Consider the following 26430-nt stretch of genomic DNA (forward strand, 5'->3'; position numbering starts at 1 on the left):
CCCCGCGGTCGCCCGCCCCGTCACGAGGTCAATCAGATGCAGGAAGTCGTCATCGTCGCCGCCACCCGTACTGCCGTCGGTAGTTTTCAGGGGGCGCTGGCCAGCATCCCAGCCACCGCACTCGGCGCCGCTGTGATCCGCCGCCTGCTCGACCAGACTGGAATCGAGCCAGCAGAGGTGGATGAAGTAATCCTGGGTCAGGTGCTAACAGCAGGCTCTGGCCAGAATCCGGCTCGTCAGGCGGCCATTCATGCTGGCCTGCCTCACGCGGTTCCAGCGCTGACACTGAACAAGGTTTGCGGCTCCGGACTCAAGGCATTGCATCTTGGCGCGCAAGCGATCCGCTGCGGCGATGCCGAGGTGATCATCGCCGGCGGCATGGAAAACATGAGCCTGGCCCCCTACGTCATGCCTGCCGCCCGTACCGGGTTGCGCATGGGCCACGGCCAGCTGATCGACAGCATGATCCAGGATGGCCTGTGGGATGCGTTCAACGACTATCACATGGGCATCACCGCGGAAAACCTCGTGGAGAAGTACGACATTTCCCGCGTAGAGCAGGACGGGTTCGCCGCCGCTTCGCAGCAGAAAGCCGTAGCGGCAATCGAGGCGGGACGCTTTCAGAATGAAATCGCACCAATTGAAATCCCTCAGCGAAAGGGCGATCCGCTGATCTTCGATACCGACGAACAACCGCGAGCCGGCACCACTGCTGAAGGCCTGGCCAGGCTCAAGCCGGCATTCAAAAAAGACGGCAGCGTAACGGCAGGCAATGCTTCGAGCCTCAATGACGGCGCTGCTGCCGTGCTGCTGATGAGCGCTGCAAACGCAAAGGCGCTGGGCCTGCCCGTACTGGCGCGCATCGCCGGTTACGCCAATGCCGGTGTCGACCCGGCGATCATGGGCGTCGGCCCGGTATCGGCTACTCGCCGCTGCCTGGAAAAGGCCGGCTGGACGCTCGACGAACTCGACCTGATCGAAGCCAATGAGGCCTTCGCCGCCCAGGCCCTGGCGGTTGGCAAGGAGCTCGGTTGGGACGCGCAGAAGGTCAACGTCAACGGCGGCGCGATCGCAATCGGTCATCCTATCGGCGCCTCGGGCTGCCGCATTCTGGTGACGCTCTTGCACGAAATGATCCGTCGCGATGCCCATAAGGGGTTGGCGACGCTGTGCATCGGCGGCGGCCAGGGTGTTGCGCTGGCTATCGAGCGCTGATCGCTCCGCCATCCGTGCGGCAGCGATTTCCGATAAACTGCGCGGCCACCTTTCCGAGTCGCCGCGCATGCCTTCTCTCCAACAGGCGCTGCGCGCCGCCATTAACGAGCGTGAAGCCCTGCTGGCCGAGCTGCATGCCCAGGGCACCGACTGCTACCGACTGTTTCACGGCAGCCAGGAAGGCGCCCCAGGCCTGACCGCCGACCGTTACGGCCCGCTGTTGTTGGTTCAGAGCTTTCATCAGCCCCTCGAGCGCGACGCGCTCCTGGCCATGCATCAGCAGGTGTGCAACAGCCTCGGTGAACCCTTGTTGCTCGTTTACAACGACCGCTCCCAGGGCAACTCACGTATCGATCGCGACGACTCGGTGTATCGCGCCGATCCCGCCGCGCTTGGCGAACAGATTGGCCATGAGTGGGGCCTCCGCTATCGGATTCGCGCGCGTCATAGCGGTCAGGATCCCTTGCTGTTTCTCGACCTGCGAGAAGTTCGCGGGTGGATCAAGGGCAACAGCGCTGGCAAGTCGGTACTGAACCTCTTCGCTTACACCTGTGGCGTGGGTCTGTGCGCGGCAGCGAGTGGCGCTCGTGAGGTGGTCAATCTCGATTTCGCCGAGAGCAATCTTGCGGTGGGCCGAGAAAACGCTGCACTCAACCCTGAGCTGACACCGATGCAGTTCATCCAGTCGGACTATTTCCCTGCAATCCGCCAGCTAGCCGGCATGCCGATCCCGCAGCGTCGTGGGCGGGCGCTTCCAGACTATCCGGAACTGACACCCAAGCAGTTCGACCTGGTGCTGCTCGATCCGCCGGCATGGTCGAAAAGCGCGTTTGGTACGGTCGATCTGCTGCGTGACTACCAGAGTTTGCTCAAGCCTGCGCTGCTTGCGACCACGGACGGCGGCACGCTGGTGTGCTGCAACAACCTGGCGAAGGTCAGCCTGGAAGACTGGCGCGAACAGGTGTTGCGGTGCGCGACGAAGACCGGTAAACCCGTACGCGATTGCCAGGTGCTGTCACCGGGCCTCGACTTCCCGTCCGCCGATGGCCGACCGCCATTGAAGGTGCTGCTGCTGCAGCTGTGACTTGCGGCCGCAACCGGTACCTCAGAGGAACCCAGGTGCCGTGCCATACTCCAAGGCAATCCACCGCCCGGAATGTAGGTCCGCATGCCCAATGGAATGAAGCGCGTGTTCATCGGCCTGATGACCGCACTGGTCGTTTACTGCCTGCTCGGCTTTCTGATCCTGCCCGGCGTCGCCCAACGCGTCGTCAATCAACAGCTGATCCAATATGCAACCGTTCCGGCACGCCTGGAGCGGATCGAGTTCAATCCTCTCAGTCTCGAACTGAGCCTGTACGATCTGCACCTCGGCGAAGCGGATCAGCCGCAACTCGGCTTCGAACGCCTTTATGTCGATCTGCAGTGGAGCAGCCTGTGGCGCCGTGCTCTGCAGATCGAAAACATCGAGCTTGTGCAGCTACACACGGAAGTCGTGTTCGACAAGAATGGCTCGCTCAACCTGGCGCGACTATTCGACCTGCCCGCTAGCGAAAAAGAACCTGCCGAGACCGAAGGCGACCCTTTTGCCTTGCGCATCGGCCGCCTGCAGCTCGTAGAGGGCTCGGTGCGTTTTGCCGATCAACGCCCTGCCGAGCCCATCGACTTCCTCCTCGATTCTCTCAACTTCGAGCTGCTGAACTTCGCTACAAGGTCCGATGACGCCGCCGACGCTGTGCTGGTTGCAACCGGCCCCAGCGGCGCGCGCGTTGACTGGAACGGGCAGATCAATCTGTCGCCGATCAGCTCTTCCGGACGTTTAGCAATCAGCAACCTGCAACTCAAGGACTTCTGGTCCTATGCGCGGGACGCCGTGCCGTTGCAGTTGAATAAAGGCCGCCTGAATTTTGCCAGCGATTACCGGCTGGACCTGGCTGAGCGCACCGATCTACAGCTGAGCAACCTGAGCGCCGAGTTGGCGCCGCTCAGTCTCGATACAGTCGAAGGCCAGCCACTCGTGCGACTGGAGAACATCCAAATAAGTGAGAGCTCGCTGGATCTGGCCAAGCAGCGAGTAGTGATAGGCAAAGTGCGTAGCCGCGCATTGGAGACTTGGGTTACACGCGAGCGCGACGGCGAGTTGAACTGGCAGAAGCTGCTAGCGCCCTCTTCCCCCGACAAGGGCGGCGACGGCCAAGACCAAGACCAAGACCAGCCTCAGCAAGCCACATCACCTACGCCCGAGACCAATACCGAGCAAGCAACTGCCCCCTGGCAAGTCGTGCTGAAGGACACCCAGCTGCGTGACTATCAGCTACACCTGAGCGACCGTGTACCGGCGGAAGAAGTCGATCTGGAACTGGGGCCACTTGATCTCGATGTATATGACTTCGACAGTCTTGGCACCTCCCCCTTCAAGCTGGACCTGAATACTCGGGTGGGCAACCAGGGCGTAGTCCAGGCTGCGGGGCAGTTGCAGCTTCAACCCGCCACGGGGCAATTGAGCATCAGCACCCAGGACATCGACCTGCGGATCGCTCAGTCCTACCTGACGCCCCTGGTGCATCTGGAACTGCGCAGCGGAATGCTAGCCAGCCAGGTGCAGCTTGAGCTGACCGGGACAGAGCCACTGGCGTTCGAACTCGCTGGCGCTGCGCAGGTGACACAGCTGCATACACTGGACACGATCAACAACCGCGACTTCGTGAAATGGGAGCGCCTGGAGGTCGACCGTCTACGGTATCAACATCCAGAAATCTTGCAGATCGAGCGCTTGGATCTGAACCAGCCCTATGCTCGCTTCATTATCAATCCCGACCTCACCACCAACATCAACGATCTGCTGGTGGACAAAACTGCAGCCGTCACTGCCGCGCCCGAGGCAAAGTCAGAAGCTGATGCGCAGGGCGGGGAACAGGTCGAGCCGCTGGCGATTCGCATCGGCGGTGTCAATATCAACAACGGCTCAGCCAATTTTTCCGACCTCAGCCTGCGACCTCCTTTCATTACCGCGGTAGAAGAGCTCAACGGCCGGATTGGCGAGATCAATAACCAGGCGCAACGGCCGGCTACCGTCGATGTAACGGGCAAGGTCGACCGTTACGCACCGGTCAGCATCAAGGGCAGCCTGACGCCGTTTGATCCCATGCAGAGCCTGGATATCGCAACCCAGTTCCGCCAGGTCGAACTGACTACCTTGTCGCCCTACTCCGGGAAATTCGCCGGCTACCGCATTCGCAAGGGCCGAATGGACCTGGATTTGCACTACCGTATTAATCAAGGAAAGCTGAACGCCGAGAACAAAGTGGTGCTGCAGCAGCTGCAGCTCGGCGAACAGGTGGACAGCCCGGAGGCAGTCGACCTGCCGGTGCGACTGGCGGTCGCGTTGTTGAAGGACAGCCGGGGCACCATCGCGCTGGAACTGCCCGTTCAAGGTGACCTGAACAATCCTCAATTCGACGTCATGCCCATCGTTTGGCAGACATTGCGCAACCTTGTCAGCAGAGCCGTCAAAGCGCCTTTCAAGTTTCTCGCGGGTATTGGCGGCGGCGAAAAGAGCGATCTGAGTCAGGTGCTCTTCGCGCCTGGCAGCGGCGAACTTCAAGCGCAGGCGCGCGGCAATCTCGACACCCTTGCCCGTGCACTGCAGGAACGTCCGGTACTGCGTCTGGAAGTGGAAGGTCAGAGCTCACCAGCCGCCGATGGACCATTGCTGGCCGAGCAGTGGCTCCAGCGTGAGTATCAGCAGACCTGGTACAAAATCCTGCAAAGGCGCGGTGACAAGGTGCCTGCTGACGCCGCAGAGCTGGAAATTGGCGACGAGGAGAAAGCAGCCATGCTGGAAGGCATCTACCGCAGTCGCTTGGGCCAACAACCTCCCACTCAGTGGAATGATCTCGATGAGCAGGCACGCAGTGAGAAACTGCGCGAAGCGGTTATTGCCAGTCGGGCTGACAGCACTGCACTGCTGCGGCGACTGAGTCGCGCTCGCGCCTCATCGATCAAGGACTATCTCGTGGATAATGCCGGCCTCAATGATTCGCGCGTCTACCTTTTGGACACCGGCATAGCTCAGGACGTGGAGAACGATCAGGTGCCCACTATTCTGCATCTGGGGGTTGAGTGAGATGTTGGCCGTCGTCAGCCGTACATTGCTGGTTTTGAGCCTCGTGGCGCCTTTGGCGCATAGCCAGACGCTACGTTGCGGCACTCAGCTAGTCAGCACAGGAGACAGAGCCTTCGAGGTCGAGCGTAAATGCGGCGCGCCCCTGCAGCGTGACCTGGTCGGTTACACCCTCGGCGCTTATGCCAGACAGGAATTCGTCGTCGAAGAATGGATATACGGCCCTAACAACGGCATGCTCAGCATCCTCACCTTCGAAGGCAACCGCCTTAAGCGCATAGAAACCCGACGCGCTAATTGATTACAGGGAGTTCCATGTCTCGGTTACCGCTCCTCATCGGGTTAGGCACGCTGGTATTCGCCTGTGCAGCCCAAGCAGCTTCTACTCACCGATGTGGTAGTGCGCTGGTCAGTCTCGATGCTTCCACTGGCGAGGTCCGGCAAAAATGTGGCGATCCGACCGATGCAGCAGCGGTCGGCTACAAGGAGGTGCTGGACGATTATGGGTTCCGCCATGAGGTCCAGATCGAAGAATGGACCTATGGTCCAAGCAATGGGATGTACCACTTCCTCCGATTCGAAGGTAATCGCTTGCGCCGTATCGAAAGCCAACGCGGCCGTTGAAATGGCATAAAAAAGCCCCGCCGAAGCAGGGCTTTTGCAGATGCATCGCTTACGCGAGGACCTACGTCCAAAGCTTAGTCAGCAGCTTTCAGACCATCAGCCGAGACTTCGCGAACGCCTTCGATCGCTTTTGCCTTACCGATGGCGGCTTCACGCTCTGCTTCGGTGGCTACAGTGCCGGAAAGCGATACAACACCTTCATTGGTTTCGACCTCGATGTCCATGCCAGGGGTGGCATCTTCAGCGAGGAGGGAAGATTTGACCTTGGTGGTGATCCAAGTATCGGAGGTGGCGTCGCCAGCATCCTTCATAGTGTCGTTGGCGGCCAGCATGACCGTATCAGCCTTATCCAGCGCTGGGGTGGTGTCGGCGAAAGCGGCACCAGCCATCGGCAGGCTCAAAGCAGCGGCGACGGCAGCGGCGGTCAGGGAATTCTGGATCATGTTCATAGTGGCACTCCTGTTTTCTTCAGATGTCTGCGGCATCAATCCGACCGCAGATTCATAATAGATATCGCAATCGACGTGCCATCTTGGATATATAAAATATCCTTAACAATCAAGTAGTTGAAAAACACAGTAGCTTAACGCCACTAGCACACTGCAAGTTTCCGCTTTGTGAGGCGTGCGATTTGCATGACCTGCACCGACTTTCCAACCGGATACAGCTGCAAACTCTCTTAAGTTGCCATAACGAAAAAAGGACCCGAAGGTCCTTTTTTCTACCGCATGACTCAGGCTTACGCGCCTGAAGCTTCTGCAGCGGCCACGTCCTTGATGGACAGCTTGATGCGGCCGCGGTTGTCCACGTCCAGCACGAGCACCTTCACTTCCTGGCCTTCCTTCAGTACGTCGGTAACCTTCTCCACGCGCTGATCACTGAGCATGGAGATGTGCACCAGGCCGTCCTTGCCCGGAAGGATGTTGACGAAGGCACCGAAGTCAACGATGCGCTCGACCTTGCCGACATAGATCTTGCCGATCTCAGCCTCTGCAGTGATGCCCAGAACGCGCTGCTTGGCAGCCTCTGCAGCCTCTTTGGTTTCACCGAAGATCTTGATCGAGCCGTCGTCCTCGATGTCGATCGACGCCTTGGTCTCCTCGCAGATGGAGCGAATGGTGGCGCCACCCTTGCCGATGACATCGCGGATCTTGTCCTGATCGATCTTCATCGCAATCATGGTCGGTGCGTTAGCCGAGAGCTCATTGCGCGACTGACCAATGACCTGATTCATCTGACCCAGGATGTTCAGGCGCGCTTCCAGCGCCTGGCCCAAGGCGATTTCCATGATCTCTTCGGTGATGCCCTGGATCTTGATGTCCATCTGCAGCGCAGTCACGCCCTTTGCGGTACCGGCTACCTTGAAGTCCATGTCGCCCAGGTGGTCTTCGTCACCAAGGATGTCGGTCAGCACGGCGAATTTTTCACCTTCCTTGACCAGACCCATGGCGATACCGGCAACGGGCGCCTTCATCGGCACACCGGCGTCCATCAGTGCCAGGGAAGCACCGCAGACGGAGGCCATGGAACTGGAACCGTTGGACTCGGTGATCTCCGAAACCACGCGAATGGTGTAGGGAAACTCATCAGCGCTCGGCAGCATTGCTGCAACCGAACGACGGGCCAGACGGCCGTGGCCGATTTCGCGGCGGCCGGTAGCGCCCATGCGGCCACATTCGCCCACCGAGTAAGGAGGGAAGTTGTAGTGCAGCATGAAGGGGTCTTTCTTCTCGCCTTCAAGGGTGTCCAGCAGCTGCGCGTCACGGGCAGTACCGAGGGTGGCCACGACCAGCGCCTGGGTTTCGCCACGGGTGAAAAGCGCTGAACCGTGAGTCTTGTCGAGTACGCCGACTTCGATGTTCAGACCGCGCACAGTGCGGGTGTCACGACCATCGATACGCGGCTTGCCGTTTACGATGTTCTCGCGAACTGTACGGTATTCGATTTCACCGAAGGCTTCTTTGACTTCGCCGGCGGAGGGCTGGCCTTCTTCACCGGAGAACTTGGCAACGACCTGGTCTTTCAGCTCACCCAGGCGCGCGTAGCGGTCCTGCTTGATGGTGATGGTGTACGCCTGCGAGATGGCCTCGCCGAATTCGCTACGAATCGAGCTGAGCAGCTGAGTGTTTTCAGCCTTTGGCTGCCAATCCCAGGTTGGCTTGCCGGCTTCGGCTGCCAACTCGGTAACAGCCTGAACGACTGCCTGGAATTCGTCGTGAGCGAAGAGCACCGCGCCCAGCATCTGGTCTTCGGTCAGCTCTTTGGCTTCCGACTCGACCATCAGTACGGCATCTTTAGTACCGGCGACGACCATGTCTAGGCTCGAGGCCTTGAGCTGCTCATAGGTCGGGTTCAGCAGGTAACCGGTTTCTGGGTGGAAAGCCACACGAGCAGCGCCGATCGGGCCGTTGAAAGGAATACCGGAGATCGCCAGCGCGGCGGAAGTACCGATCATCGCAGCGATGTCCGGATCGGTTTTCTTGCTCGTCGATACGACGGTGCAGATGACCTGGACTTCGTTCTGGAAACCTTCCGGGAATAGCGGACGGATCGGACGGTCGATCAGGCGCGAGGTCAGGGTTTCCTTTTCGGAAGGACGCGCTTCACGCTTGAAGAAACCGCCAGGAATCTTGCCCGCTGCGTAGGTCTTTTCCTGATAGTGGACCGAAAGAGGGAAAAACCCCTTGCTTGGATCGGCAGTCTTGGCACCGGTGACGGCGACCAGAACGGCCACGTCGTCATCAACGGTGACCAGAACAGCACCACTGGCTTGACGGGCGATACGGCCAGTCTCGAGGGTTACGGTCGACTGACCGAATTGAAATTTCTTGATTACCGGGTTCACGGTGGTTCCTTCTCTATGTTGCCTTGGGGGAAGCTTTTCGCACGCCTCGCGGGCCATGCCACGCGCGAAGCGCTTTTTCGAATTCTTGGGCAATGTCGGGTATCGAACCCGGACGCTGTCCAGAGGGTGTATCTCTGAAAGGCAAAAGCTGGAAGCAGGGACGAGCCCCACTTCCAGCTTTAGCATTCAGCTTCGCACCAGCATCGCTTAGCGACGCAGACCCAGACGACCGATCAGGGTGCTGTAACGAGTAGTGTCTTTGCCCTTCAGGTAATCCAGCAGCTTGCGGCGCTGGTTAACCATACGGATCAGACCACGACGCGAGTGGTGATCTTTACCGTTGGCCTTGAAGTGACCTTGCAGCTTGTTGATGTTGGTGGTCAGCAGGGCAACCTGCACTTCCGGCGAACCGGTATCACCTTCAGCTTGCTGGTACTCGCTAACGATCTGAGCTTTTTCTTCAACGCTAAGTGCCATGATGGGCTCCTTCTATGAACAGGCCGGGACATGTCCCGTGTTTTAAAAGAGGTGTGACCGTGCCTGCCAACAGCCAACCTCGTAGCGCGGCGCACCCCAAGGGCGCACCACGTATCGGTCATTCCGACCGAATCAGTCGACGCGGCGCAATGCGCCCGTCTTCGCTCACTTCACCAATACCAATGAAGCGACCATTGTGATCCTGCACCCGCAGCATGCCGAACTTCGGCGCTTCAGGTGCACGTACCGGCTGACCGTGAAGCCAATAAAACGAGCTGTGCTCAGAAAGCTGCAGCAGCGGCCAGTGCTCAAGTCCGCTATCGACCGGCTTGAGGAAAGCGTCTACCGCCTCTGCCCCGCCATCGGCGTGAACCCGCTCCAGCTCTTCAAGGCTAACTGTTTGAGATAAATCAAAAGGCCCGGCCTGAGTTCGTCTCAGTTCGGCCACATGAGCACCACACCCTAACGCATGACCTATATCTTCGACCAAGGTCCGGATATAGGTACCCTTGGTACAGGCGACAGCTAGACGCGCCCGGTCCGCTTCAAACGACAGCAAATCCAGGCGGGCAATGGTAACAGAACGAGGCTCACGCTCCACTACCTCTCCTGCGCGTGCAAGCTTGTATAACGGCTGTCCGTCACGCTTGAGCGCCGAGTACATCGGCGGCACTTGCTGCAGATCGCCACGGAACTGCGGCAGTAGCGCCTCGAGCTGCGCCTGGGTTGCTGTGACGGCCTTACGCTCGATCACCTCTCCCTCGGCATCGGCTGTAGTTGTGGTGACACCAAGCTGGGCAACGGTTTCATAACCCTTGTCAGCATCAAGCAAATACTGCGAAAACTTGGTCGCTTCCCCAAAACACAACGGCAGCACACCAGTTGCCAGCGGATCAAGACTACCGGTGTGCCCGGCCTTCTCGGCATTGAGCAACCAGCGAACCTTCTGCAAGGCGGCGTTCGAAGTGAAACCACGAGGTTTATCGAGAAGAATGATGCCACTGACCGCGCGGCGTACACGTTTTACCTGGGCCAAACCTTACTCTCCAAGATCGTCGCTGTGCTTGCGGTCTTCCGCTACCGCCCGCTCAATGAGCGACGTCAATTCGACACCTCGACGCACACTGGCGTCATAGTTGAAATGCAGTTGAGGCACGGTACGTAGCTTCATTGCCTTGCCTAGCTGCATCCGCAGGAAACCGCTGGCATCGTTGAGGATCCGAAGATTGCCCTTGACCGCATTTTCGTCATCGTCCTTGCCCATGACAGTGATGAAGATCTTGGCATGGGAAAGATCACGACTGACCTCGACTGCCGTGATGGTTATCAGGCCCAGACGAGGATCCTTTACTTCACGCTGAATGAGCTGCGCCAATTCACGCTGCATCTGGTCGCCGATACGCTGGGTACGGCTGAATTCTTTGGCCATTAAATCTGCCTTGAGCAGCAAGCTGCTAAATCTGAAAACTTAGTGCTGCAAAGGCAAACGGCAAGCTTCCAGGATCGCGCCTGAGAGCTTGCCGCCGATTTGCCTAACAGCTGCTGTTAGAGCGAACGCGCCACTTCGACCTTCTCGAACACTTCGATCTTGTCGCCAGCCTTGACGTCGTTATAACTCTTCACCGCAATACCGCATTCCATGCCAGCCCGGACTTCGGCAACGTCATCCTTGAAGCGACGCAGAGATTCCAGCTCGCCTTCGAAAATGACCACGTCGTCGCGCAGGACACGAATCGGACGGTTGCGATGCACCATACCCTCGGTGACCATGCAGCCCGCCACAGCGCCGAACTTAGGCGAACGGAAGACGTCGCGCACTTCGGCGATGCCAAGGATGTTCTCGCGAACATCGCTGCCCAGCATGCCGGTCAGCGCTTTCTTGACGTCTTCGATGATGTCGTAAATCACGTTGTAGTAACGTAGATCCAGACCTTCTTGCTCAACGATCTTGCGCGCACCAGCATCGGCACGGACGTTGAAGCCGAACAGCACGGCATTGGATGCCAGCGCCAGGTTTGCATCACTCTCGGTGATACCACCAACACCACCACCGATCACGCGCACCTGGACTTCATCGTTACCCAGGCCGCCGAGCGACCCCTGCAACGCCTCGAGCGAACCGCGGACGTCGGATTTGAGGACAATATTGAGCGTCTTCTTTTCTTCCTGGCCCATGTTCTCGAAGATGTTTTCCAGCTTGCCGGCATGTGCACGGGCCAGTTTCACTTCGCGGAACTTGCCCTGACGGAACAGGGCCACTTCACGTGCCTTCTTCTCATCAGCCAAAACGCTGAGCTCGTCGCCCGCATCCGGCGTACCATCGAGACCGAGAATCTCGACAGGGATAGACGGCCCGGCTTCCTTGATCGACTTGCCATTCTCGTCAAGCATGGCGCGGATACGACCGTAATTGGAGCCGACCAACACCATGTCGCCTTGACGCAAGGTGCCTTCCTGAACCAGGACCGTTGCAACCGGCCCACGTCCCTTGTCGAGACGCGATTCAACCACAACGCCGCGCCCTGGAGCGGACGGGGTTGCCTTGAGTTCGAGAACCTCAGCTTGCAGCAACACCGCTTCGAGCAGGTCGTCAACGCCGGTACCCATTTTCGCGGAAACCGATACGAACGGGGTGTCGCCGCCCCACTCTTCGGAGGTAACGCCGTGCGCTGATAGCTCGCTCCGGATCCGGTCCAGATCAGCCCCTGGCTTATCGATCTTGTTAACTGCAACGACCAGCGGGACACCTGCAGCGCTGGCGTGCTGCACAGCCTCAATGGTCTGCGGCATCACGCCATCGTCGGCCGCGACTACCAGGATGACGATATCGGTAGCCTGAGCACCACGGGCACGCATTGCGGTAAACGCGGCGTGGCCAGGGGTGTCGAGGAAGGTGACCATGCCGCGATCCGTTTCCACATGGTAGGCACCGATGTGCTGCGTGATACCGCCCGCTTCGCCAGCAGCCACCTTGGCGCGACGAATGTAGTCGAGCAGCGACGTCTTACCGTGGTCGACGTGACCCATAACGGTCACAACCGGAGCACGTGTAATCGCCTCACCTTCGAATTTCAACAGCTCAGCCAGCTGCTCTTCAAGCGCGTTGTCGCTGACCAGTTTGACCTTGTGGCCGAGCTCTTCGGCGATCAGCTGGGCGGTTTCCTGATCAAGCACCTGATTGATGGTCACCGGGGTGCCCATCTTGAACATGAACTTGATCACTTCGGCCGCTTTAACCGACATTTGCTGAGCCAAATCGCCAACCGTGATGGTTTCACCGATGGCAACTTCACGAATGACCGGACCGGTCGGGCTCTGGAAGCCATGCGCGTTGCGCTTCTTCAGCTTCGATTTGCCACGCCCACCGCGACGGAAGCCGTCAGCGTCGTCTTCGCCGCTACGCGCAGTACGCGACAGCGGCGCCTTTGCTTTCAACGAAGGACGATGTTGAGCCTGCTTGCGATCACGACGTTCGTCGTCTTCACTACGGGCCTTGTCCGGACGACGTGGCTCATCCTTTTTGCGATCCTCAACAGGAGCAGTAGGCGTAACCGGTACGGACTCAGGCGCAACAGCTGCGACAGGCTCGGGAGAGGCGGCGGCTGGCGTTTCAGTCTTGGAAGACTCAGCCTGACGGCGCGCTTCTTCCTCGGCCCGCTGCCGTGCTTCTTCTGTCGCCTTTTGACGAGCAGCTTCCTCGGCGGCGCGCTGTTCTTCCATCTCGCGCTGCTTCTCGGCTTCGATCTCATCAGGGCTGCGCTTGACGAAGGTCTTCTTCTTGCGCACTTCAACGCTGATGGTCTTGCTATTACCCACTTTCAACTTGGTCGTGGTCTTGCGCTGCAAGGTGATCTTGCTTGGCTCGGCCACTTTGGCCCCATGGCTGCTCTTGAGGTGCGCCAACAGGGCTTGCTTCTCGTTATCGGTCACTACTTGCTCGGCGCTGGTGTGCGACAGTCCTGCCTCACGCATCTGCTGTAGCAGTCGCTCGACCGGTGTGTCGACCACCTGGGCCAGTTCTTTCACCGTGACTTGCGTCATGCATCTCTCTCCTCAGGCCGCTAATTACTTACTCGAACCAATGGGCTCGGGCGGCCATGATCAGCTTGCCGGCACGCTCTTGATCTATGCCGTCTATGTCGAGCAGGTCGTCAATCGACTGCTCGGCCAGGTCTTCGCGGGTGATAACACCTCGCATTGCCAACTCGACCGCCAGTTCCTTGTCCATGCCTTCCAACGCGAGCAAATCCTCGGCTGGCTGGGCGTCTGCCAATTTTTCTTCCGTTGCGATCGCTTTAGTCAGCAGGCGATCTTTAGCGCGGGTTCTCAGCTCATTGACGATGTCTTCGTCGAAGCCTTCAATGCCGAGCATTTCCTCCATTGGGACGTAGGCGATCTCTTCGAGCGAAGTGAAACCTTCCTCGACCAGTACTTGTGCCAGCTCTTCATCGACATCCAGCTCTTCGATGAAATTGCGCAGGATGTCGCCTGTTTCTTCCTGTTGCTTACTCTGTATATCCGCTTCGGTCATCACATTCAGCGTCCAGCCAGTCAACTGGCTGGCGAGGCGAACATTCTGGCCACCACGGCCGATGGCCTGAGCCAGATTGTCTTCGCCTACCGCGATATCCATCGCATGGGCGTCTTCATCAACGATAATCGCGGCTACTTCTGCCGGGGCCATAGCGTTAATAACGAACTGTGCCGGATTCTCGTCCCAGAGCACGATATCCACACGCTCACCACCGATTTCGCCAGACACAGCTTGCACTCGCGAGCCGCGCATACCAATGCAGGCGCCTTGCGGGTCGATGCGCTTATCTTTCGAGCGAACAGCAATCTTGGCCCTGGAGCCTGGATCACGTGAAGCAGCCATCACTTCAATCAGGCCCTCGGCAATTTCCGGCACTTCGATCCGGAAAAGCTCAATAAGCATCTGCGGCGCTGTACGCGAAAGGATCAGCTGCGGACCGCGATTCTCGGTGCGAATCTCCTTGAGCAGCGCACGCACTCGGGCGCCCACACGGAAGGTCTCGCGCGCAATGATATCTTCTCGGGCCAACAGTGCTTCGGCGTTGTTACCCAGATCAACGATCACGCTGTCACGGGTCACTTTCTTCACTGTGCCGGAGATGATTTCACCGAGCCGGTCCCGGTAAGCCTCGACGACCTGAGCGCGCTCGGCCTCGCGGACTTTCTGCACGATGACCTGCTTGGCAGTCTGAGCAGCAATTCGGCCGAACTCGATGGAGTCGATCTTTTCTTCCAGCACGTCACCAACCTTGGCATCGGCTTCTTGAGCCTGCTTCATGTCGGTGGTCAGTTGATGTGCCGGATCGTCGAAATCCTCTTCCTCAACCACAGTCCAGCGGCGGAAGGTTTCGTAGCTACCGTTCTGCCGATTGATCTCAACCCGCAAGTCCACTTCGTCTTCGAAGCGCTTCTTGGTAGCAGTGGCAAGAGCCAGCTCCAATGCTTCAAAGATCACACTGGCCGGTACGCCTTTTTCGTTGGATACCGACTCCACAACCAGCAGTACTTCTTTGCTCATCGTACGCCTCGCCTATCGCAATCCATTGGGGTCCGCGGGATCCGCGATTCACTCAAAACGGGGAATTATGTTGGTCTTGTCGATCATATCGATCGGCAACAGATATTCGTGATCGTCGACCAGCACCACCACATCCTGCTCCTCGATCCCGCGCAAAAGACCCTGGAAATTGCGCCGACCATCGAAGGGCGAGCGCAGCTTTATTTTGACTTGTTCACCAACGTTTGCCGCGTACTGCTCAAGCGTGAACAGCGGCCGATCCATTCCAGGAGAAGACACTTCAAGCGTGTAATCAGAGCTGATCGGATCTTCGACGTCGAGAATGCCGCTGAGTTGACGACTGACCTTTTCGCAGTCATCGACCAGTATCCCGTCAGGATGATCGATATAGACGCGTAATAGAGAATGCCGACCTTGTGAAATGAATTCGATGCCCCAGCATTGGTAGCCAAGAGCCTCGACTACTGGGGCCAACAAGGCCTGCAACTGTTCTAGCTTGCTCGACATCGAAGTCCCTCGTGCATGCCGTACAAATGAAAAATGGGCGAAACGCCCATCCATGATGGTCGCCTGTGAATGCCGGCGACCTGGCTTGAAGCTAATAAAAAGCCCCTCGACAGGGGCTTTTCATCAACTGGTTGCGGGGGCTGGATTTGAACCAACGACCTTCGGGTTATGAGCCCGACGAGCTACCAGACTGCTCCACCCCGCGTCAAACTGGGCACGAATTATACGACCGCACCTAAACCAGGTCAACCCAAACCCTAAAAACAAGAAAGCCCGCATATGCGGGCCTGCTTGTTTGGTACCGAGGAGGGGACTCGAACCCCTACAGCCTATGGCCACTACCACCTCAAGGTAGCGTGTCTACCAATTCCACCACCTCGGCAAAAACCTTTTACTGCTGCCCTTCTACCTCCGGGACTTCATCTGCAGCCGCACCAGAAGGAGCGGACTCCAGAACCGGTACATCCTCAACAGCTGGCTTGGCAGCCGGCACTTCCAGCACCGCCGGATTAGGCAGGCCTGCTTCTGACATCTGATCCGCCTGACGGGTTGCGAAAAAAGCAAGCCCCAAACTTGTCACGAAAAAAACGCCGGCAAGTATAGCAGTAAAGCGACTGAGAAAGGTAGAAGAACCTTGGCTTCCAAATACGGTCGCCGAAGCACCGGACCCAAAGGATGCACCCGCATCCGCTCCTTTCCCCTGCTGCAGCAACACCAGCACAACCACACCAATGGCAACCAGCAGATGCACCACAATCACAACAGTCTGCAACATCTGATCAGTTCCCTGCGGCGCGACAAATCGCACCGAAATCATTCGCTTTCAGAGAGGCACCACCGATAAGCCCCCCATCGATATCAGCCATTCCGAACAACTCCGCGGCATTCTCCGCTTTAACGCTACCCCCGTAGAGGAGACGAATGCCGTCGGCAATCCGCTGATCCTCGCGAGCTAGCTGAGCCCGAATAGCTGCATGCACTTCCTGGGCTTGCTGTGGAGTTGCCGTAAGGCCGGAGCCAATGGCCCAGACCGGCTCATATGCCACAACCGCATTCTCGAAAGCTTCAATGCCCGCATCAGCCAATACATGAGCAAGCTGACGCTCCACGACATCTACAGTCTGCCCGGCTTCGCGCTGCTCAAGCGTCTCACCGACACACAGCACCGGAGTGATTCCGCATTCCAATGCTGCCATAAACTTCTTGCTTACCATCTCGTCACTATCGCCCAACACTAGGCGACGCTCAGAGTGCCCCACCAAGACCCATTCACAACCAGCATCAGCCAATTGAGAAACAGACTCTTCACCTGTAAGCGCGCCGAACCCAACGTCCGTCGCACAATCCTGAGCGCCAACACCAATCGAAGTGTTAGTAAGCCCATCGACCACTTGCATCACGTGAAGAGAGGAAGGAAATACCACAACCTCAACTTCTGCAGGGAAAGCTTGCAAGCGAAGTGACTCGGTCAGCTCTGCGACGCTGGCGCGGGTACCGTTCATCTTCCAGTTACCAGCTACCAGTGGGCGACGCATGTCTTACCTCGTCGGTCAAAGTGGGCGCAGATGGTACTCAACGAAAACACCTCTGGCAAGCGGCAATCACGCACAAACTTCAGTAACCGCATTCGCCAGCTCTTCAGCGTACAAACGAACCTGCTTTTCATCATCGCCTTCGACCATTACCCGCACCAACGGCTCGGTGCCAGACTTGCGCAGCAACACCCGCCCGCGCCCCGCCATCCGCTCAGTGACACTGTCGCTAACTGCTTGCACCTGAGCATGAGTGATCGGGTCCTGATTGCCGCTATAGCGCACATTGATCAGAACCTGGGGGCATTTCTTCCACGCTAGACGCTCATGTGCAAGGTTCTGGCCCCGACGCTTCAATGCCAGGACAACCTGCAACGCCGCAATTATTGCATCGCCAGTAGAAACATGCTGTGCGCAGACTATATGCCCGGAATTTTCCCCCCCGAGCACCCAATCTCGCTCAAGCATCTCGGCCATCACGTAACGATCGCCCACCTTGGCGCGCACGAAGGGTATGTCCCGCGCCTGAAGCGCGAGCTCCAGCCCAAGATTGCTCATCAGGGTACCGACAACGCCCCCCTCCAAGCGATCCCGATCCTGCAGATCCGTCGCTATGATGTAGAGCAACTCATCGCCATCGACCTGAGCACCAGTGTGATCAACCATCATTACCCGGTCGCCGTCACCGTCGAACGCGATGCCAAGATCAGCTCCATGATCGACGACTGCTTTCTGAAGCTGCGCGACGTGAGTGGAACCGACGTCGGCATTGATATTCAAGCCATCGGGCTGCGCCCCGATAACCACGACGTCCGCACCTAGCTCTCGAAAAACGCTCGGAGCCACCTTGTAAGTGGCGCCATGGGCGCAGTCAAGAACGATTTTCATGCCCGAAAAGTCGGTACTGGTCGGCACGCTGCTCTTACAGAACTCAATGTAACGACCAGCAGCATCATTGATTCGTGAAGCCTTACCAAGCTGGGAGGAGTCGACCACGGTCATAGGGGCATCGAGCAGCTCCTCGATCATTAACTCAACCTCATCGGGCAACTTGGTTCCTCGGCCAGAAAAGAACTTGATGCCGTTGTCGTGATGAGGGTTATGAGAAGCGCTTATGACGATCCCTGCCTCTGCATGGAAAGTCCGGGTCAAGTAGGCAACTGCCGGCGTGGGCATAGGACCCAGGAGCAACACATCCGCGCCCGCAGCCGAAAGGCCCGCCTGCAGGGCGGATTCGAACATATAGCCCGAGATACGGGTGTCCTTGCCGATAAGGATCCGGCACTTACCATGCTTTCGAAATGCCATGCCTGCTGCCCAACCTAACTTGAGCATGAACTCCGGCGTAATTGGGAACTGGCCGACATGACCCCGGATGCCATCCGTACCGAAATATTTTCTACCCATGAAATCCCTATTCGGCCGCTTCAACTGCGGCAATCATTCGAACCACATCAACCGTTTCGGCCACGTCGTGCACTCTGAGAACGGACGCGCCCTTGGCGACAGCCAAGGCTGCCAGCGCGAGACTTCCGTTGAGACGATCGGCAACGTCGCGCTGCAATGTCTGGCCAATCATACTCTTGCGAGACACACCAACAAGCAACGGTCGGCCGAAAGCGTGGAGCCGCTCCATGTGCTTAAAAAGACTCAGATTGTGCGACAGAGTCTTGGCAAACCCGAATCCCGGATCAAGCATGAGCCGATCTCTCGGGATGCCAGCGGCAGCACATGCATCCATCCTGTTGCGCAGGAAGCTCACGACATCGCTCGTGACGTTTTCATACCGTGGATTGTCCTGCATGTCACCAGGCTCGCCGAGCATATGCATCAAACACACCGGGAGACCCGAGGCGAGAGCCGCATCCAGAGCACCATCCCGACAAAGCGATCTTACGTCATTGATCAAGCCAGCCCCGAGACGCGCGGCCTCGCGCATCACCGCCGGTGTCGATGTATCAATGGAGATGATCACATCCAGCTCCCGAGCGATCGCTTCGACAACTGGCGCAACACGCTCCAATTCTTCTACCGGGGCGATCGGCCGAGCTCCGGGGCGAGTTGACTCCCCACCGATGTCAACAAGTGTAGCTCCAGCCTTGACCATGGATTCAGCGTGACGCAACGCCACGTCAATATCGACAAAGCGCCCACCGTCAGAGAACGAGTCAGGGGTGACATTCAGAATACCCATCACATGTGGGCGTGATAAATCAAGAACCCGGCTGCCACAAGGCAGCCGGGTCGGGTGCAACGTTCCAGTCATCTACTGCGGCCTTAGCTCAATGCTCGCCAGCGGGGCCGCCGATGGGTGTCTGAGGGCGACCGCCTTCAGGCTGGACGGGGGTGCCGGTCGGTCCGGAACCGTCCTGCCAATCCCTCGGCTCGCGGGGGGTGCGACCTGCCATGATGTCATCGATCTGATCGGCATCAATGGTTTCATACTTCATCAATGTCTCAGCCATGACGTCTAGCTTATCTCGGTTATCTGCCAGGATCTGCTTGGCAGTGCCATAACACTGGTCAATGATGCTGCGCACTTCCTGATCGATGAGCTTTGCAGTATCACCGGACACGTTAGCGTGCTGGCTACCGGCACTGCGCCCGAGGAAGACCTCACCTTCTTCCTCTGCGTACATCAGCGGACCGAGCTTCTCGGACAAGCCCCATTTGGTCACCATGTTCCGAGCCAACTGAGTAGCGCGCATGATGTCGTTGGAGGCCCCAGTGGTAACCCCTTCGAAACCTAGTGTCATCTCCTCAGCAATCCGCCCGCCAAACAGTGAGCAGATCTGACTGATCAACGCACGTTTGGAAAGACTGTAGCGATCTTCCTCTGGGAGGAACATCGTGACACCTAGAGCCCTGCCACGCGGAATGATCGAGACCTTGTAAACAGGATCATGCTCAGGGACAACACGCCCCACGATTGCATGCCCGGCTTCGTGATATGCGGTGTTGAGACGCTCCTTGTCGGACATGACCATCGACTTGCGCTCCGCGCCCATCATGATCTTGTCCTTCGCCAGCTCAAACTCCTTCATTTCGACCACACGCTTACCAGCGCGGGCGGCGAACAGGGAGGCTTCGTTGACAAGATTCGCAAGGTCGGCGCCCGAAAATCCAGGCGTACCACGAGCAATGAGTGCGGGCTCAACCGTGTCACCAAGCGGAACCTTACGCATGTGAACCTTGAGGATCTGCTCCCGCCCGCGAATGTCTGGCAGACCGACCACGACCTGACGGTCGAAGCGGCCCGGGCGCAATAGCGCAGGATCCAGCACATCCGGGCGGTTAGTGGCGGCAATCACGATGATGCCATCGTTCATCTCAAAACCGTCCATCTCGACCAGCAGCTGGTTCAGCGTCTGCTCGCGCTCATCATGGCCACCACCAAGACCCGCACCACGATGACGACCCACTGCGTCAATCTCGTCGATGAAGATAATGCAGGGCGCGTGCTTCTTGGCCTGTTCAAACATGTCGCGAACACGACTTGCACCAACACCCACGAACATTTCAACGAAATCTGAACCGGAAATAGTGAAGAAGGGGACTTTGGCCTCGCCAGCAACCGCCTTGGCCAACAAGGTTTTACCGGTACCCGGGGAGCCAACCATCAACACGCCACGCGGAATACGGCCACCCAGACGCTGAAACTTGCCTGGATCGCGAAGGAACTCTACCAGCTCCGTAACTTCTTCCTTTGCCTCGTCACAACCGGCTACGTCAGCGAAAGTAGTCTTGACCTGGTCTTCGGAAAGCAGTCGCGCCTTGCTTTTACCAAAGCTCATCGGCCCGCCCTTGCCTCCGGCGCCACCTTGCATCTGACGCATGAAGAACATGAAGACCGCAATGATCACCAGAATCGGGAAGCTGGCAACCAGGAGCTGAGTCCAGATGCTCTGCTGCTCAGGCTGTTTCCCTTCGATCACCACATTGTTATTGATCAGGTCGCCTATCAAGCCGTTGTCCTGGATAGCCGGACGAATCGTCTTGAAGCCCTCCCCATCACTCCGCTTACCGGTGATGACGAACCCATCGACGGTCACGCGCTCGACGCGACCCTCTTTGACCTGCTCGATGAAATCCGAGTAGTTGAGCGTTTGCGGCTCTGTCGGGCTGGAAAAGTTGTTCATCACCGTCACCAGGACAGCGGCAATGATCAACCAAAGGATCAGGTTTTTTGCCATGTCGTTCAATTCACTACCCTCTAGAGCAGGCGCGTAGTCGGGAGCCTGCATGACGGCCGATGGTTCGCTCTCGGCCTAACTTACTACACAACGTCGCTAAACGCGCAGCTTGGTCTGTAACCCGATATGAAACATCCTAGACCGTAAAATCGACGGCGGTACCGGTCGGCCCGTATAAATCACATGCCCGTTAAGACCGCGGAAGATGCATCTCGTTGCCATCACCTTTATAGCCACGCGCTAACAAGTACTGTTCACGCGAGCGATCTCTCGAGGACAAGGGCTTTCGCATCTGCACCTTGTCGAAATTCTGCCGTACATCCTTCAGGTACGCATCAAAGCCGTCACCCTGGAATATCTTGATCAGAAAGTCGCCACCCGGTCGTAATACGCGCATTGCCAGATCCAGAGCCAACTCGCACAGAAACATCGCACGCGCTTGGTCAGCAACCTTCACCCCACTCATATTGGGGGCCATATCGGAAATCACAAGGTCCACCTGCGTATCGCCGATTGCATTGAGAATTTCGGCAAATACCTCGTCTTCCGTGAAATCTCCTAGAACGAAGGTCACATCAGCAATGCTGTCCATCGGCAGAATGTCAGACGCGATAAGGCGCCCACGATCACCAATGACACGACTAGTAACCTGCGACCATCCACCGGGGGCGGCCCCGAGATCAACAACGGTCATACCGGGACGGAGGATCCGATCCTTCTCCTGAATTTCAAGCAGCTTGTAGCTTGCCCGGGATCGATAGCCGTCGCGCTGCGCCATCTTCACGTACGGATCGTCGAAATGTTCTTTCAGCCAACGCGGGCTGGTCTTGGAGCGTGCCAAGCTGATACCTCATCTGTGCGGCTCAGGGCGTGTCAGTTACACTAGCCGACGTTTTCAGGGTTCTGACGCAAGGGTCGAATTATGCCGCTCACAAACGAGCAGAAGAAACAGTACAAATCCATCGGCCATCATTTGAAGCCGGTGTTGATCGTGTCGGAGAACGGCTTGACCGAAGGTGTCCAGGCAGAACTGGAGCGCGCCTTGAGCGACCATGAGTTGATCAAGGTCCAGCTTCGAATCACCGAACGTGACGATCGGCGAGCGTTAATGGAAGAGCTGTGCAAGATTGGAAGCTGCGAGCTGGTCCAGTCCATCGGCAAGATGGCGCTGATCTATCGTAAGAATTCGAAGGTCAACAAGCAGCTTTCCAACGTCCATCGCTTTCAGGCCTAACCCCGCTGCAAAGCGGTTCCGGTCATGGCCGCTCCCTTCCAGGAGTGGCCTGCAGCACAAGAACCAGGCCGCACATGCCGATGACCAGATAACTGAACACCAGCCAGTATGGTGACTGAACTACCCCAGCACCCACCGCGAAATAACTTGCCGCAAGCAACAGTACCGTCAGCAGCAGCTGGCCGCGCAAGTCTTTCCAAAGGCTTTGCAAACCAGCGAGCTGAATCAGCACCACGGACTGCAGCACGACACAGAACGCCGCGAATCCCACCATTAACGGGCGAAGTGTGCTCCCAATTTCCTCGATGAGCAGCGGCGCAAGGCCGATCTTACTGAGCGCCGGAAGCACGACGAACTGAAGCAGCCAAAGACCGCCGACCCAGAACGTCTGGGCCAGCTGCCAGCTTATCGTACCCGCGCGCAACGGCTGACGCTCAGAGATGGCGAACCTCGACAATCTCGAATTCCACCAGACCGCCAGGAGTCTTGACCACCGCGACGTCACCCTCCTCCTTGCCGATCAGTGCGCGCGCGATAGGGGAGCCGACCGAAATTTTGCCCAGTTTGATTTCCGCTTCGTCCTCACCAACGATCTGGTAGGTCACGCGCTCATCGGTCTCAACATTGGCAATCTCGACTGTGGTGCCGAAAATCACTTTGCCAGTGTGCGGAATGCTGCTGACATCGATGATCTGAGCGTTCTGCAGACGCCCTTCTATGTCACGGATCCGCGCCTCGACCATGCCCTGCTGCTCACGAGCAGCGTGATACTCGGCGTTCTCCTTCAGATCGCCCAGTTCACGCGCCACACCAATATCGTGACTGAGTTTGGGTCGAAGGACCTTGGTCAGATGATGCAATTCTTCTTCCAGGGCGTGAGCGCCCTGAACCGTCATAGGGTATTTGGTCATGCCTTGATTCCTGCATGGAGATCCTGCAAGCGGCGCACGGTCTTCTCAGGACCGAATTTCAGCGCCTCACAGATCGCTTGCCCACCAGCAAGAGTGGTGGTGCAGCAGATCTTGTGCTGCAGAGCGTTACGACGGATCGAGTAGGAATCAGCAATGGACTGACGCCCCTCGGTGGTATTGATGATCAGAGTGACCTCATCATTCTTGATCATATCTACAACGTGTGGGCGGCCTTCGGTGACCTTGTTCACCCGGCGAACTGGCAGGCCCGCCGCTTCGATGATCTTGGCCGTACCCGCAGTGCCGACTACCTCGAAACCGAGTTCGATAAGATCACGCGCGACTTGGGCCACGAGAGGCTTGTCATCGTCACGCACGCTGATGAACGCACAGCCGCTGTTGGGCAGTATCTCGCTGGCGCCCAGCTGCGCCTTGGCAAAGGCTTCCGCGAAGCTGTCACCGACACCCATTACTTCACCGGTAGATTTCATTTCCGGGCCGAGGATTGGATCAACGCCAGGGAACTTGGCGAATGGGAAAACCGCCTCTTTCACGCTGTAGAAGTTGGGAATGATCTCTTCGGTCAATCCGGCCTCAGCCAAGGTTTTGCCAGCCATGACTCGTGCGGCAATCATCGCCAGCGACACGCCGATGCACTTGGACACGAACGGAACAGTACGCGAAGCGCGCGGATTCACTTCAATGACGAAGATGTCCTCGCCTTGAACTGCCATCTGAACGTTCATCAGACCGACAACACCCAGCTCAAGGGCCATTTTCTTGACCTGATCCCGGATTTCGTCCTGGATATGCGCTGGCAGCGAATACGGAGGAAGCGAACATGCGGAGTCACCGGAATGCACGCCGGCCTGCTCGATGTGCTGCATGATTGCGCCGATTACCACATGCTCGCCGTCGCATACCGCATCGATATCGACTTCGATTGCGCAGTTGAGGAAGTGATCAAGCAGTACAGGACTATCGTTCGACACCTTTACCGCTTCACGCATGTAGCGGCGCAGCTCTTCTTCCTGATACACGATTTCCATCGCACGGCCGCCAAGGACGTATGACGGGCGCACAACCAGCGGATATCCGATGACCTTGGACGCCGCCAGCGCTTCTTCCTCGCTACGCGCGGTTGCGTTTGGTGGCTGACGCAGGTTCAGGCGCTCGACCATCTGCTGGAAACGCTCACGATCCTCTGCACGGTCGATGGCATCAGGGCTGGTACCAATGATCGGCACGCCAGCCTCTTCCAGGGCGCGAGCAAGCTTAAGAGGCGTCTGGCCGCCGTACTGCACGATCACGCCCTTCGGCTGCTCGACACGCACGATTTCCAGCACGTCTTCCAGCGTTACCGGCTCGAAGTACAAGCGGTCGGAAGTGTCGTAGTCGGTCGAGACGGTTTCGGGGTTGCAATTGACCATGATGGTTTCATAGCCGTCGTCGCGCATAGCCAACGCGGCGTGTACGCAGCAATAGTCGAACTCGATGCCTTGACCGATTCGGTTGGGACCACCGCCGAGAATCATGATCTTGTCGCGACTGGACGGGTTGGCCTCGCACTCTTCCTCGTAGGTCGAATACATATAGGCCGTATCGGTGGCGAACTCAGCGGCGCATGTGTCGACGCGCTTGTAGACCGGCAGCACCTTCAACTTGTGACGATGGGCCCGCAGATTCTTTTCGGTAACGCCGAGCAGTTTGGCCAGTCGAGCGTCGGAGAAGCCCTTGCGCTTGAGCTTGTACATCACATCGCGATCGATGCTGGAAAGACCCATGGTCTTGATCCGCTCTTCTTCCTTGATCAGATCTTCGATCTGGACCAGGAACCACTCATCGATGCGCGTCAGATCGAACACTTCCTCGACCGTCTTGCCTGCACGGAATGCATCGCCCAGATACCAGATACGGTCCGCGCCTGGAACGGTGAGTTCACGTTTGAGCGTGCCTTCGCTTTCCGGGTCAGAGAGGTCGAGCTTTGGATCGAAGCCGGCCACCCCAACCTCGAGCCCGCGCAGTGCCTTCTGCATCGACTCCTGAAAAGTACGCCCGATCGCCATGACTTCACCGACAGACTTCATCTGAGTCGTCAGGCGGGCATCGGCCTTGGGGAATTTCTCAAAAGCGAAACGAGGGATCTTGGTGACTACGTAGTCGATTGCCGGCTCGAAGGACGCAGGGGTACGACCTCCGGTAATGTCGTTCTGCAGCTCGTCGAGCGTATAGCCAACCGCGAGCTTTGCCGCAATCTTGGCAATCGGGAAGCCGGTGGCTTTGGAAGCCAGGGCAGACGATCGCGAAACACGTGGATTCATCTCGATCACGACCATGCGGCCGGTGTCCGGACAAATACCGAACTGCACGTTGGAGCCGCCAGTTTCAACGCCAATTTCGCGCAATACCGCCAGCGAAGCGTTACGGAGGATCTGATATTCCTTGTCGGTGAGCGTCTGTGCCGGAGCGACAGTGATGGAGTCTCCGGTGTGAACGCCCATCGGATCGAAGTTCTCGATGGCGCAGACGATGATGCAGTTGTCCTTCTTGTCACGGACCACCTCCATCTCGTATTCCTTCCAGCCAATCAGTGACTCATCGATCAGCAGTTCGCTGGTCGGCGACAGATCAAGGCCGCGTGCGCAAATCTCTTCAAATTCTTCGCGATTGTAGGCGATACCACCGCCCGTGCCGCCCATGGTGAACGATGGACGGATGATGCAAGGGAAGCCGACTTTTTCCAGAACGCCGTAGGCCTCGTCCATGTTGTGCGCAATACCGGAGACCGGACAAGCCAGGCCGATATTCTTCATGGCCTTGTCGAAGCGTGAGCGGTCTTCGGCCTTGTCGATGGTATCGGCATTGGCACCGATCATCTCCACGCCGTACTTTTCAAGCACGCCGTGCTTTTCCAAATCCAGCGCGCAGTTCAGAGCCGTCTGGCCGCCCATGGTCGGCAGCAGCGCATCTGGGCGCTCTTTCTCGATGATCTTGGCAACCGTCGCCCACTTGATCGGCTCGATGTAGGTTGCATCCGCCATCGCCGGATCGGTCATGATCGTGGCCGGGTTCGAGTTGACGAGAATGACGCGGAACCCTTCCTCGCGCAGCGCCTTGCACGCCTGAGCGCCGGAGTAATCGAACTCGCACGCCTGGCCGATAACGATCGGGCCTGCGCCGAGGATCAGAATGCTTTTGATGTCTGTACGTTTTGGCAT

At 57.8% G+C, this 26430-nt stretch carries 24 protein-coding genes and 2 tRNA genes; 6 read left to right on the forward strand and 20 right to left on the reverse strand.

Going from position 1 to position 26430, the window contains the following annotated elements:
- Window positions 1-36: 36 nt before the first annotated feature.
- Window positions 37-1215, forward strand: a complete 1179-nt coding sequence (locus NA619_RS11185; protein WP_255961939.1) for an acetyl-CoA C-acetyltransferase — start codon at window positions 37-39, stop codon at window positions 1213-1215.
- Here the strand turns inward: NA619_RS11185 and NA619_RS25220 are convergent.
- Window positions 1202-1351 carry a hypothetical protein gene (locus NA619_RS25220; protein ID WP_423836823.1) on the reverse strand — a complete coding sequence of 50 codons (150 nt, stop codon included), beginning with the start codon at window positions 1349-1351 and terminating at the stop codon, window positions 1202-1204. The two genes, NA619_RS11185 and NA619_RS25220, sit on opposite strands and share 14 nt — an antisense overlap.
- Between NA619_RS25220 and NA619_RS11190 the strand changes: the two genes are divergently transcribed.
- The 4 genes from NA619_RS11190 (at window position 1283) to NA619_RS11205 (ending at window position 5962) form a co-directional block, all read left to right on the forward strand.
- Complete coding sequence (locus NA619_RS11190) at window positions 1283-2299, forward strand: class I SAM-dependent rRNA methyltransferase (RefSeq protein WP_255961941.1); 1017 nt, start codon at window positions 1283-1285, stop codon at window positions 2297-2299. The genes NA619_RS25220 and NA619_RS11190 overlap by 69 nt on opposite strands.
- Before the next feature lie 84 nt (window positions 2300-2383).
- Window positions 2384-5341 carry a DUF748 domain-containing protein gene (locus NA619_RS11195; RefSeq protein WP_255961942.1) on the forward strand — a complete coding sequence of 986 codons (2958 nt, stop codon included), beginning with the start codon at window positions 2384-2386 and terminating at the stop codon, window positions 5339-5341.
- Window position 5342: 1 nt separating this feature from the next.
- Window positions 5343-5639 carry a DUF2845 domain-containing protein gene (locus NA619_RS11200; RefSeq protein ID WP_255961944.1) on the forward strand — a complete coding sequence of 99 codons (297 nt, stop codon included), beginning with the start codon at window positions 5343-5345 and terminating at the stop codon, window positions 5637-5639.
- Window positions 5640-5653: 14 nt separating this feature from the next.
- Window positions 5654-5962, forward strand: coding sequence for a DUF2845 domain-containing protein (locus NA619_RS11205; protein WP_255961945.1), 309 nt, complete (start codon window positions 5654-5656; stop codon window positions 5960-5962).
- Window positions 5963-6036: 74 nt separating this feature from the next.
- On the opposite strand, the gene NA619_RS11210 is transcribed toward NA619_RS11205, so the two are convergent.
- From NA619_RS11210 to rlmE, 16 genes are all read right to left on the reverse strand, one after another.
- Window positions 6037-6411 carry a BON domain-containing protein gene (locus tag NA619_RS11210; protein ID WP_255961946.1) on the reverse strand — a complete coding sequence of 125 codons (375 nt, stop codon included), beginning with the start codon at window positions 6409-6411 and terminating at the stop codon, window positions 6037-6039.
- Between the two features lie 290 nt (window positions 6412-6701).
- The gene (gene pnp / locus NA619_RS11215; protein ID WP_255961947.1) at window positions 6702-8807 is read right to left on the reverse strand and encodes a polyribonucleotide nucleotidyltransferase; all 2106 of its coding nucleotides are present in this window, start codon (window positions 8805-8807) and stop codon (window positions 6702-6704) included.
- 207 nt (window positions 8808-9014) lie between these two features.
- The gene (gene rpsO, locus NA619_RS11220) at window positions 9015-9284 is read right to left on the reverse strand and encodes a 30S ribosomal protein S15 (RefSeq protein WP_045429687.1); all 270 of its coding nucleotides are present in this window, start codon (window positions 9282-9284) and stop codon (window positions 9015-9017) included.
- Window positions 9285-9402: 118 nt separating this feature from the next.
- Window positions 9403-10320, reverse strand: a complete 918-nt coding sequence (truB, locus tag NA619_RS11225) for a tRNA pseudouridine(55) synthase TruB (protein WP_255961948.1) — start codon at window positions 10318-10320, stop codon at window positions 9403-9405.
- A 3-nt stretch (window positions 10321-10323) separates the two neighbouring features.
- Window positions 10324-10713, reverse strand: coding sequence for a 30S ribosome-binding factor RbfA (rbfA, locus tag NA619_RS11230; RefSeq protein ID WP_255961949.1), 390 nt, complete (start codon window positions 10711-10713; stop codon window positions 10324-10326).
- A 116-nt stretch (window positions 10714-10829) separates the two neighbouring features.
- A complete protein-coding gene (infB, locus tag NA619_RS11235; RefSeq protein ID WP_255961950.1) occupies window positions 10830-13325 on the reverse strand; it encodes a translation initiation factor IF-2 in 2496 nt (831 codons plus the stop codon).
- A 28-nt stretch (window positions 13326-13353) separates the two neighbouring features.
- Window positions 13354-14835 carry a transcription termination factor NusA gene (gene nusA, locus NA619_RS11240; RefSeq protein ID WP_255961951.1) on the reverse strand — a complete coding sequence of 494 codons (1482 nt, stop codon included), beginning with the start codon at window positions 14833-14835 and terminating at the stop codon, window positions 13354-13356.
- Between the two features lie 48 nt (window positions 14836-14883).
- Window positions 14884-15342, reverse strand: coding sequence for a ribosome maturation factor RimP (gene rimP, locus NA619_RS11245; RefSeq protein ID WP_255962012.1), 459 nt, complete (start codon window positions 15340-15342; stop codon window positions 14884-14886).
- 128 nt (window positions 15343-15470) lie between these two features.
- Window positions 15471-15547, reverse strand: a tRNA-Met gene (locus NA619_RS11250).
- A 91-nt stretch (window positions 15548-15638) separates the two neighbouring features.
- A tRNA-Leu gene (locus NA619_RS11255) sits at window positions 15639-15724 on the reverse strand.
- Window positions 15725-15733: 9 nt separating this feature from the next.
- The gene (gene secG, locus NA619_RS11260; protein ID WP_255961952.1) at window positions 15734-16117 is read right to left on the reverse strand and encodes a preprotein translocase subunit SecG; all 384 of its coding nucleotides are present in this window, start codon (window positions 16115-16117) and stop codon (window positions 15734-15736) included.
- Between the two features lie 4 nt (window positions 16118-16121).
- Window positions 16122-16877 carry a triose-phosphate isomerase gene (gene tpiA / locus NA619_RS11265; RefSeq protein WP_255961953.1) on the reverse strand — a complete coding sequence of 252 codons (756 nt, stop codon included), beginning with the start codon at window positions 16875-16877 and terminating at the stop codon, window positions 16122-16124.
- Window positions 16878-16943: 66 nt separating this feature from the next.
- Complete coding sequence (gene glmM, locus NA619_RS11270) at window positions 16944-18281, reverse strand: phosphoglucosamine mutase (RefSeq protein ID WP_255961954.1); 1338 nt, start codon at window positions 18279-18281, stop codon at window positions 16944-16946.
- A gap of 7 nt (window positions 18282-18288) precedes the next feature.
- A complete protein-coding gene (gene folP / locus NA619_RS11275) occupies window positions 18289-19140 on the reverse strand; it encodes a dihydropteroate synthase (protein WP_255961955.1) in 852 nt (283 codons plus the stop codon).
- A gap of 16 nt (window positions 19141-19156) precedes the next feature.
- Window positions 19157-21067, reverse strand: coding sequence for an ATP-dependent zinc metalloprotease FtsH (gene ftsH, locus NA619_RS11280; protein WP_255961956.1), 1911 nt, complete (start codon window positions 21065-21067; stop codon window positions 19157-19159).
- A gap of 190 nt (window positions 21068-21257) precedes the next feature.
- The gene (gene rlmE, locus NA619_RS11285) at window positions 21258-21908 is read right to left on the reverse strand and encodes a 23S rRNA (uridine(2552)-2'-O)-methyltransferase RlmE (RefSeq protein WP_255961957.1); all 651 of its coding nucleotides are present in this window, start codon (window positions 21906-21908) and stop codon (window positions 21258-21260) included.
- An 81-nt stretch (window positions 21909-21989) separates the two neighbouring features.
- Here rlmE and NA619_RS11290 point away from each other — a divergent pair, with 81 nt between their 5' ends.
- Window positions 21990-22301: a YhbY family RNA-binding protein gene (locus tag NA619_RS11290; protein ID WP_255961958.1), complete on the forward strand. Its 312-nt coding sequence runs from the start codon at window positions 21990-21992 to the stop codon at window positions 22299-22301.
- Window positions 22302-22323: 22 nt separating this feature from the next.
- On the opposite strand, the gene NA619_RS11295 is transcribed toward NA619_RS11290, so the two are convergent.
- The 3 genes from NA619_RS11295 to carB are packed head-to-tail and all read right to left on the reverse strand — an operon-like array spanning window position 22324 to window position 26430.
- On the reverse strand, window positions 22324-22758 hold the full coding sequence (locus NA619_RS11295) for a DUF4149 domain-containing protein (protein ID WP_255961959.1): 435 nt from the start codon (window positions 22756-22758) through the stop codon (window positions 22324-22326).
- Window positions 22736-23212: a transcription elongation factor GreA gene (gene greA, locus NA619_RS11300; protein WP_255961960.1), complete on the reverse strand. Its 477-nt coding sequence runs from the start codon at window positions 23210-23212 to the stop codon at window positions 22736-22738. Before greA ends, NA619_RS11295 begins: the two co-directional genes overlap by 23 nt.
- On the reverse strand, window positions 23209-26430 hold the full coding sequence (gene carB / locus NA619_RS11305; protein ID WP_255961961.1) for a carbamoyl-phosphate synthase large subunit: 3222 nt from the start codon (window positions 26428-26430) through the stop codon (window positions 23209-23211). Before carB ends, greA begins: the two co-directional genes overlap by 4 nt.

Origin of the sequence: Stutzerimonas stutzeri (assembly GCF_024448895.1) — a bacterium.
Taxonomy (GTDB): Bacteria; Pseudomonadota; Gammaproteobacteria; order Pseudomonadales; family Pseudomonadaceae; genus Stutzerimonas; species Stutzerimonas stutzeri_Q.

Bases quoted from the DNA above. Each gene is read 5' to 3' on its own strand.
- NA619_RS11185 (WP_255961939.1), top strand. From the start codon at position 37: ATGCAGGAAGTCGTCATCGTCGCCGCCACCCGTACTGCCGTCGGTAGT.
- NA619_RS11190 (WP_255961941.1), top strand. From the start codon at position 1,283: ATGCCTTCTCTCCAACAGGCGCTGCGCGCCGCCATTAACGAGCGTGAA.
- NA619_RS25220 (WP_423836823.1), bottom strand. From the start codon at position 1,351: ATGCAGCTCGGCCAGCAGGGCTTCACGCTCGTTAATGGCGGCGCGCAG.
- NA619_RS11195 (WP_255961942.1), top strand. From the start codon at position 2,384: ATGCCCAATGGAATGAAGCGCGTGTTCATCGGCCTGATGACCGCACTG.
- NA619_RS11200 (WP_255961944.1), top strand. From the start codon at position 5,343: ATGTTGGCCGTCGTCAGCCGTACATTGCTGGTTTTGAGCCTCGTGGCG.
- NA619_RS11205 (WP_255961945.1), top strand. From the start codon at position 5,654: ATGTCTCGGTTACCGCTCCTCATCGGGTTAGGCACGCTGGTATTCGCC.
- NA619_RS11210 (WP_255961946.1), bottom strand. From the start codon at position 6,411: ATGAACATGATCCAGAATTCCCTGACCGCCGCTGCCGTCGCCGCTGCT.
- rpsO (WP_045429687.1), bottom strand. From the start codon at position 9,284: ATGGCACTTAGCGTTGAAGAAAAAGCTCAGATCGTTAGCGAGTACCAG.
- rbfA (WP_255961949.1), bottom strand. From the start codon at position 10,713: ATGGCCAAAGAATTCAGCCGTACCCAGCGTATCGGCGACCAGATGCAG.
- infB (WP_255961950.1), bottom strand. From the start codon at position 13,325: ATGACGCAAGTCACGGTGAAAGAACTGGCCCAGGTGGTCGACACACCG.
- nusA (WP_255961951.1), bottom strand. From the start codon at position 14,835: ATGAGCAAAGAAGTACTGCTGGTTGTGGAGTCGGTATCCAACGAAAAA.
- rimP (WP_255962012.1), bottom strand. From the start codon at position 15,342: ATGTCGAGCAAGCTAGAACAGTTGCAGGCCTTGTTGGCCCCAGTAGTC.
- secG (WP_255961952.1), bottom strand. From the start codon at position 16,117: ATGTTGCAGACTGTTGTGATTGTGGTGCATCTGCTGGTTGCCATTGGT.
- tpiA (WP_255961953.1), bottom strand. From the start codon at position 16,877: ATGCGTCGCCCACTGGTAGCTGGTAACTGGAAGATGAACGGTACCCGC.
- glmM (WP_255961954.1), bottom strand. From the start codon at position 18,281: ATGGGTAGAAAATATTTCGGTACGGATGGCATCCGGGGTCATGTCGGC.
- folP (WP_255961955.1), bottom strand. From the start codon at position 19,140: ATGACTGGAACGTTGCACCCGACCCGGCTGCCTTGTGGCAGCCGGGTT.
- ftsH (WP_255961956.1), bottom strand. From the start codon at position 21,067: ATGGCAAAAAACCTGATCCTTTGGTTGATCATTGCCGCTGTCCTGGTG.
- NA619_RS11290 (WP_255961958.1), top strand. From the start codon at position 21,990: ATGCCGCTCACAAACGAGCAGAAGAAACAGTACAAATCCATCGGCCAT.
- greA (WP_255961960.1), bottom strand. From the start codon at position 23,212: ATGACCAAATACCCTATGACGGTTCAGGGCGCTCACGCCCTGGAAGAA.
- carB (WP_255961961.1), bottom strand. From the start codon at position 26,430: ATGCCAAAACGTACAGACATCAAAAGCATTCTGATCCTCGGCGCAGGC.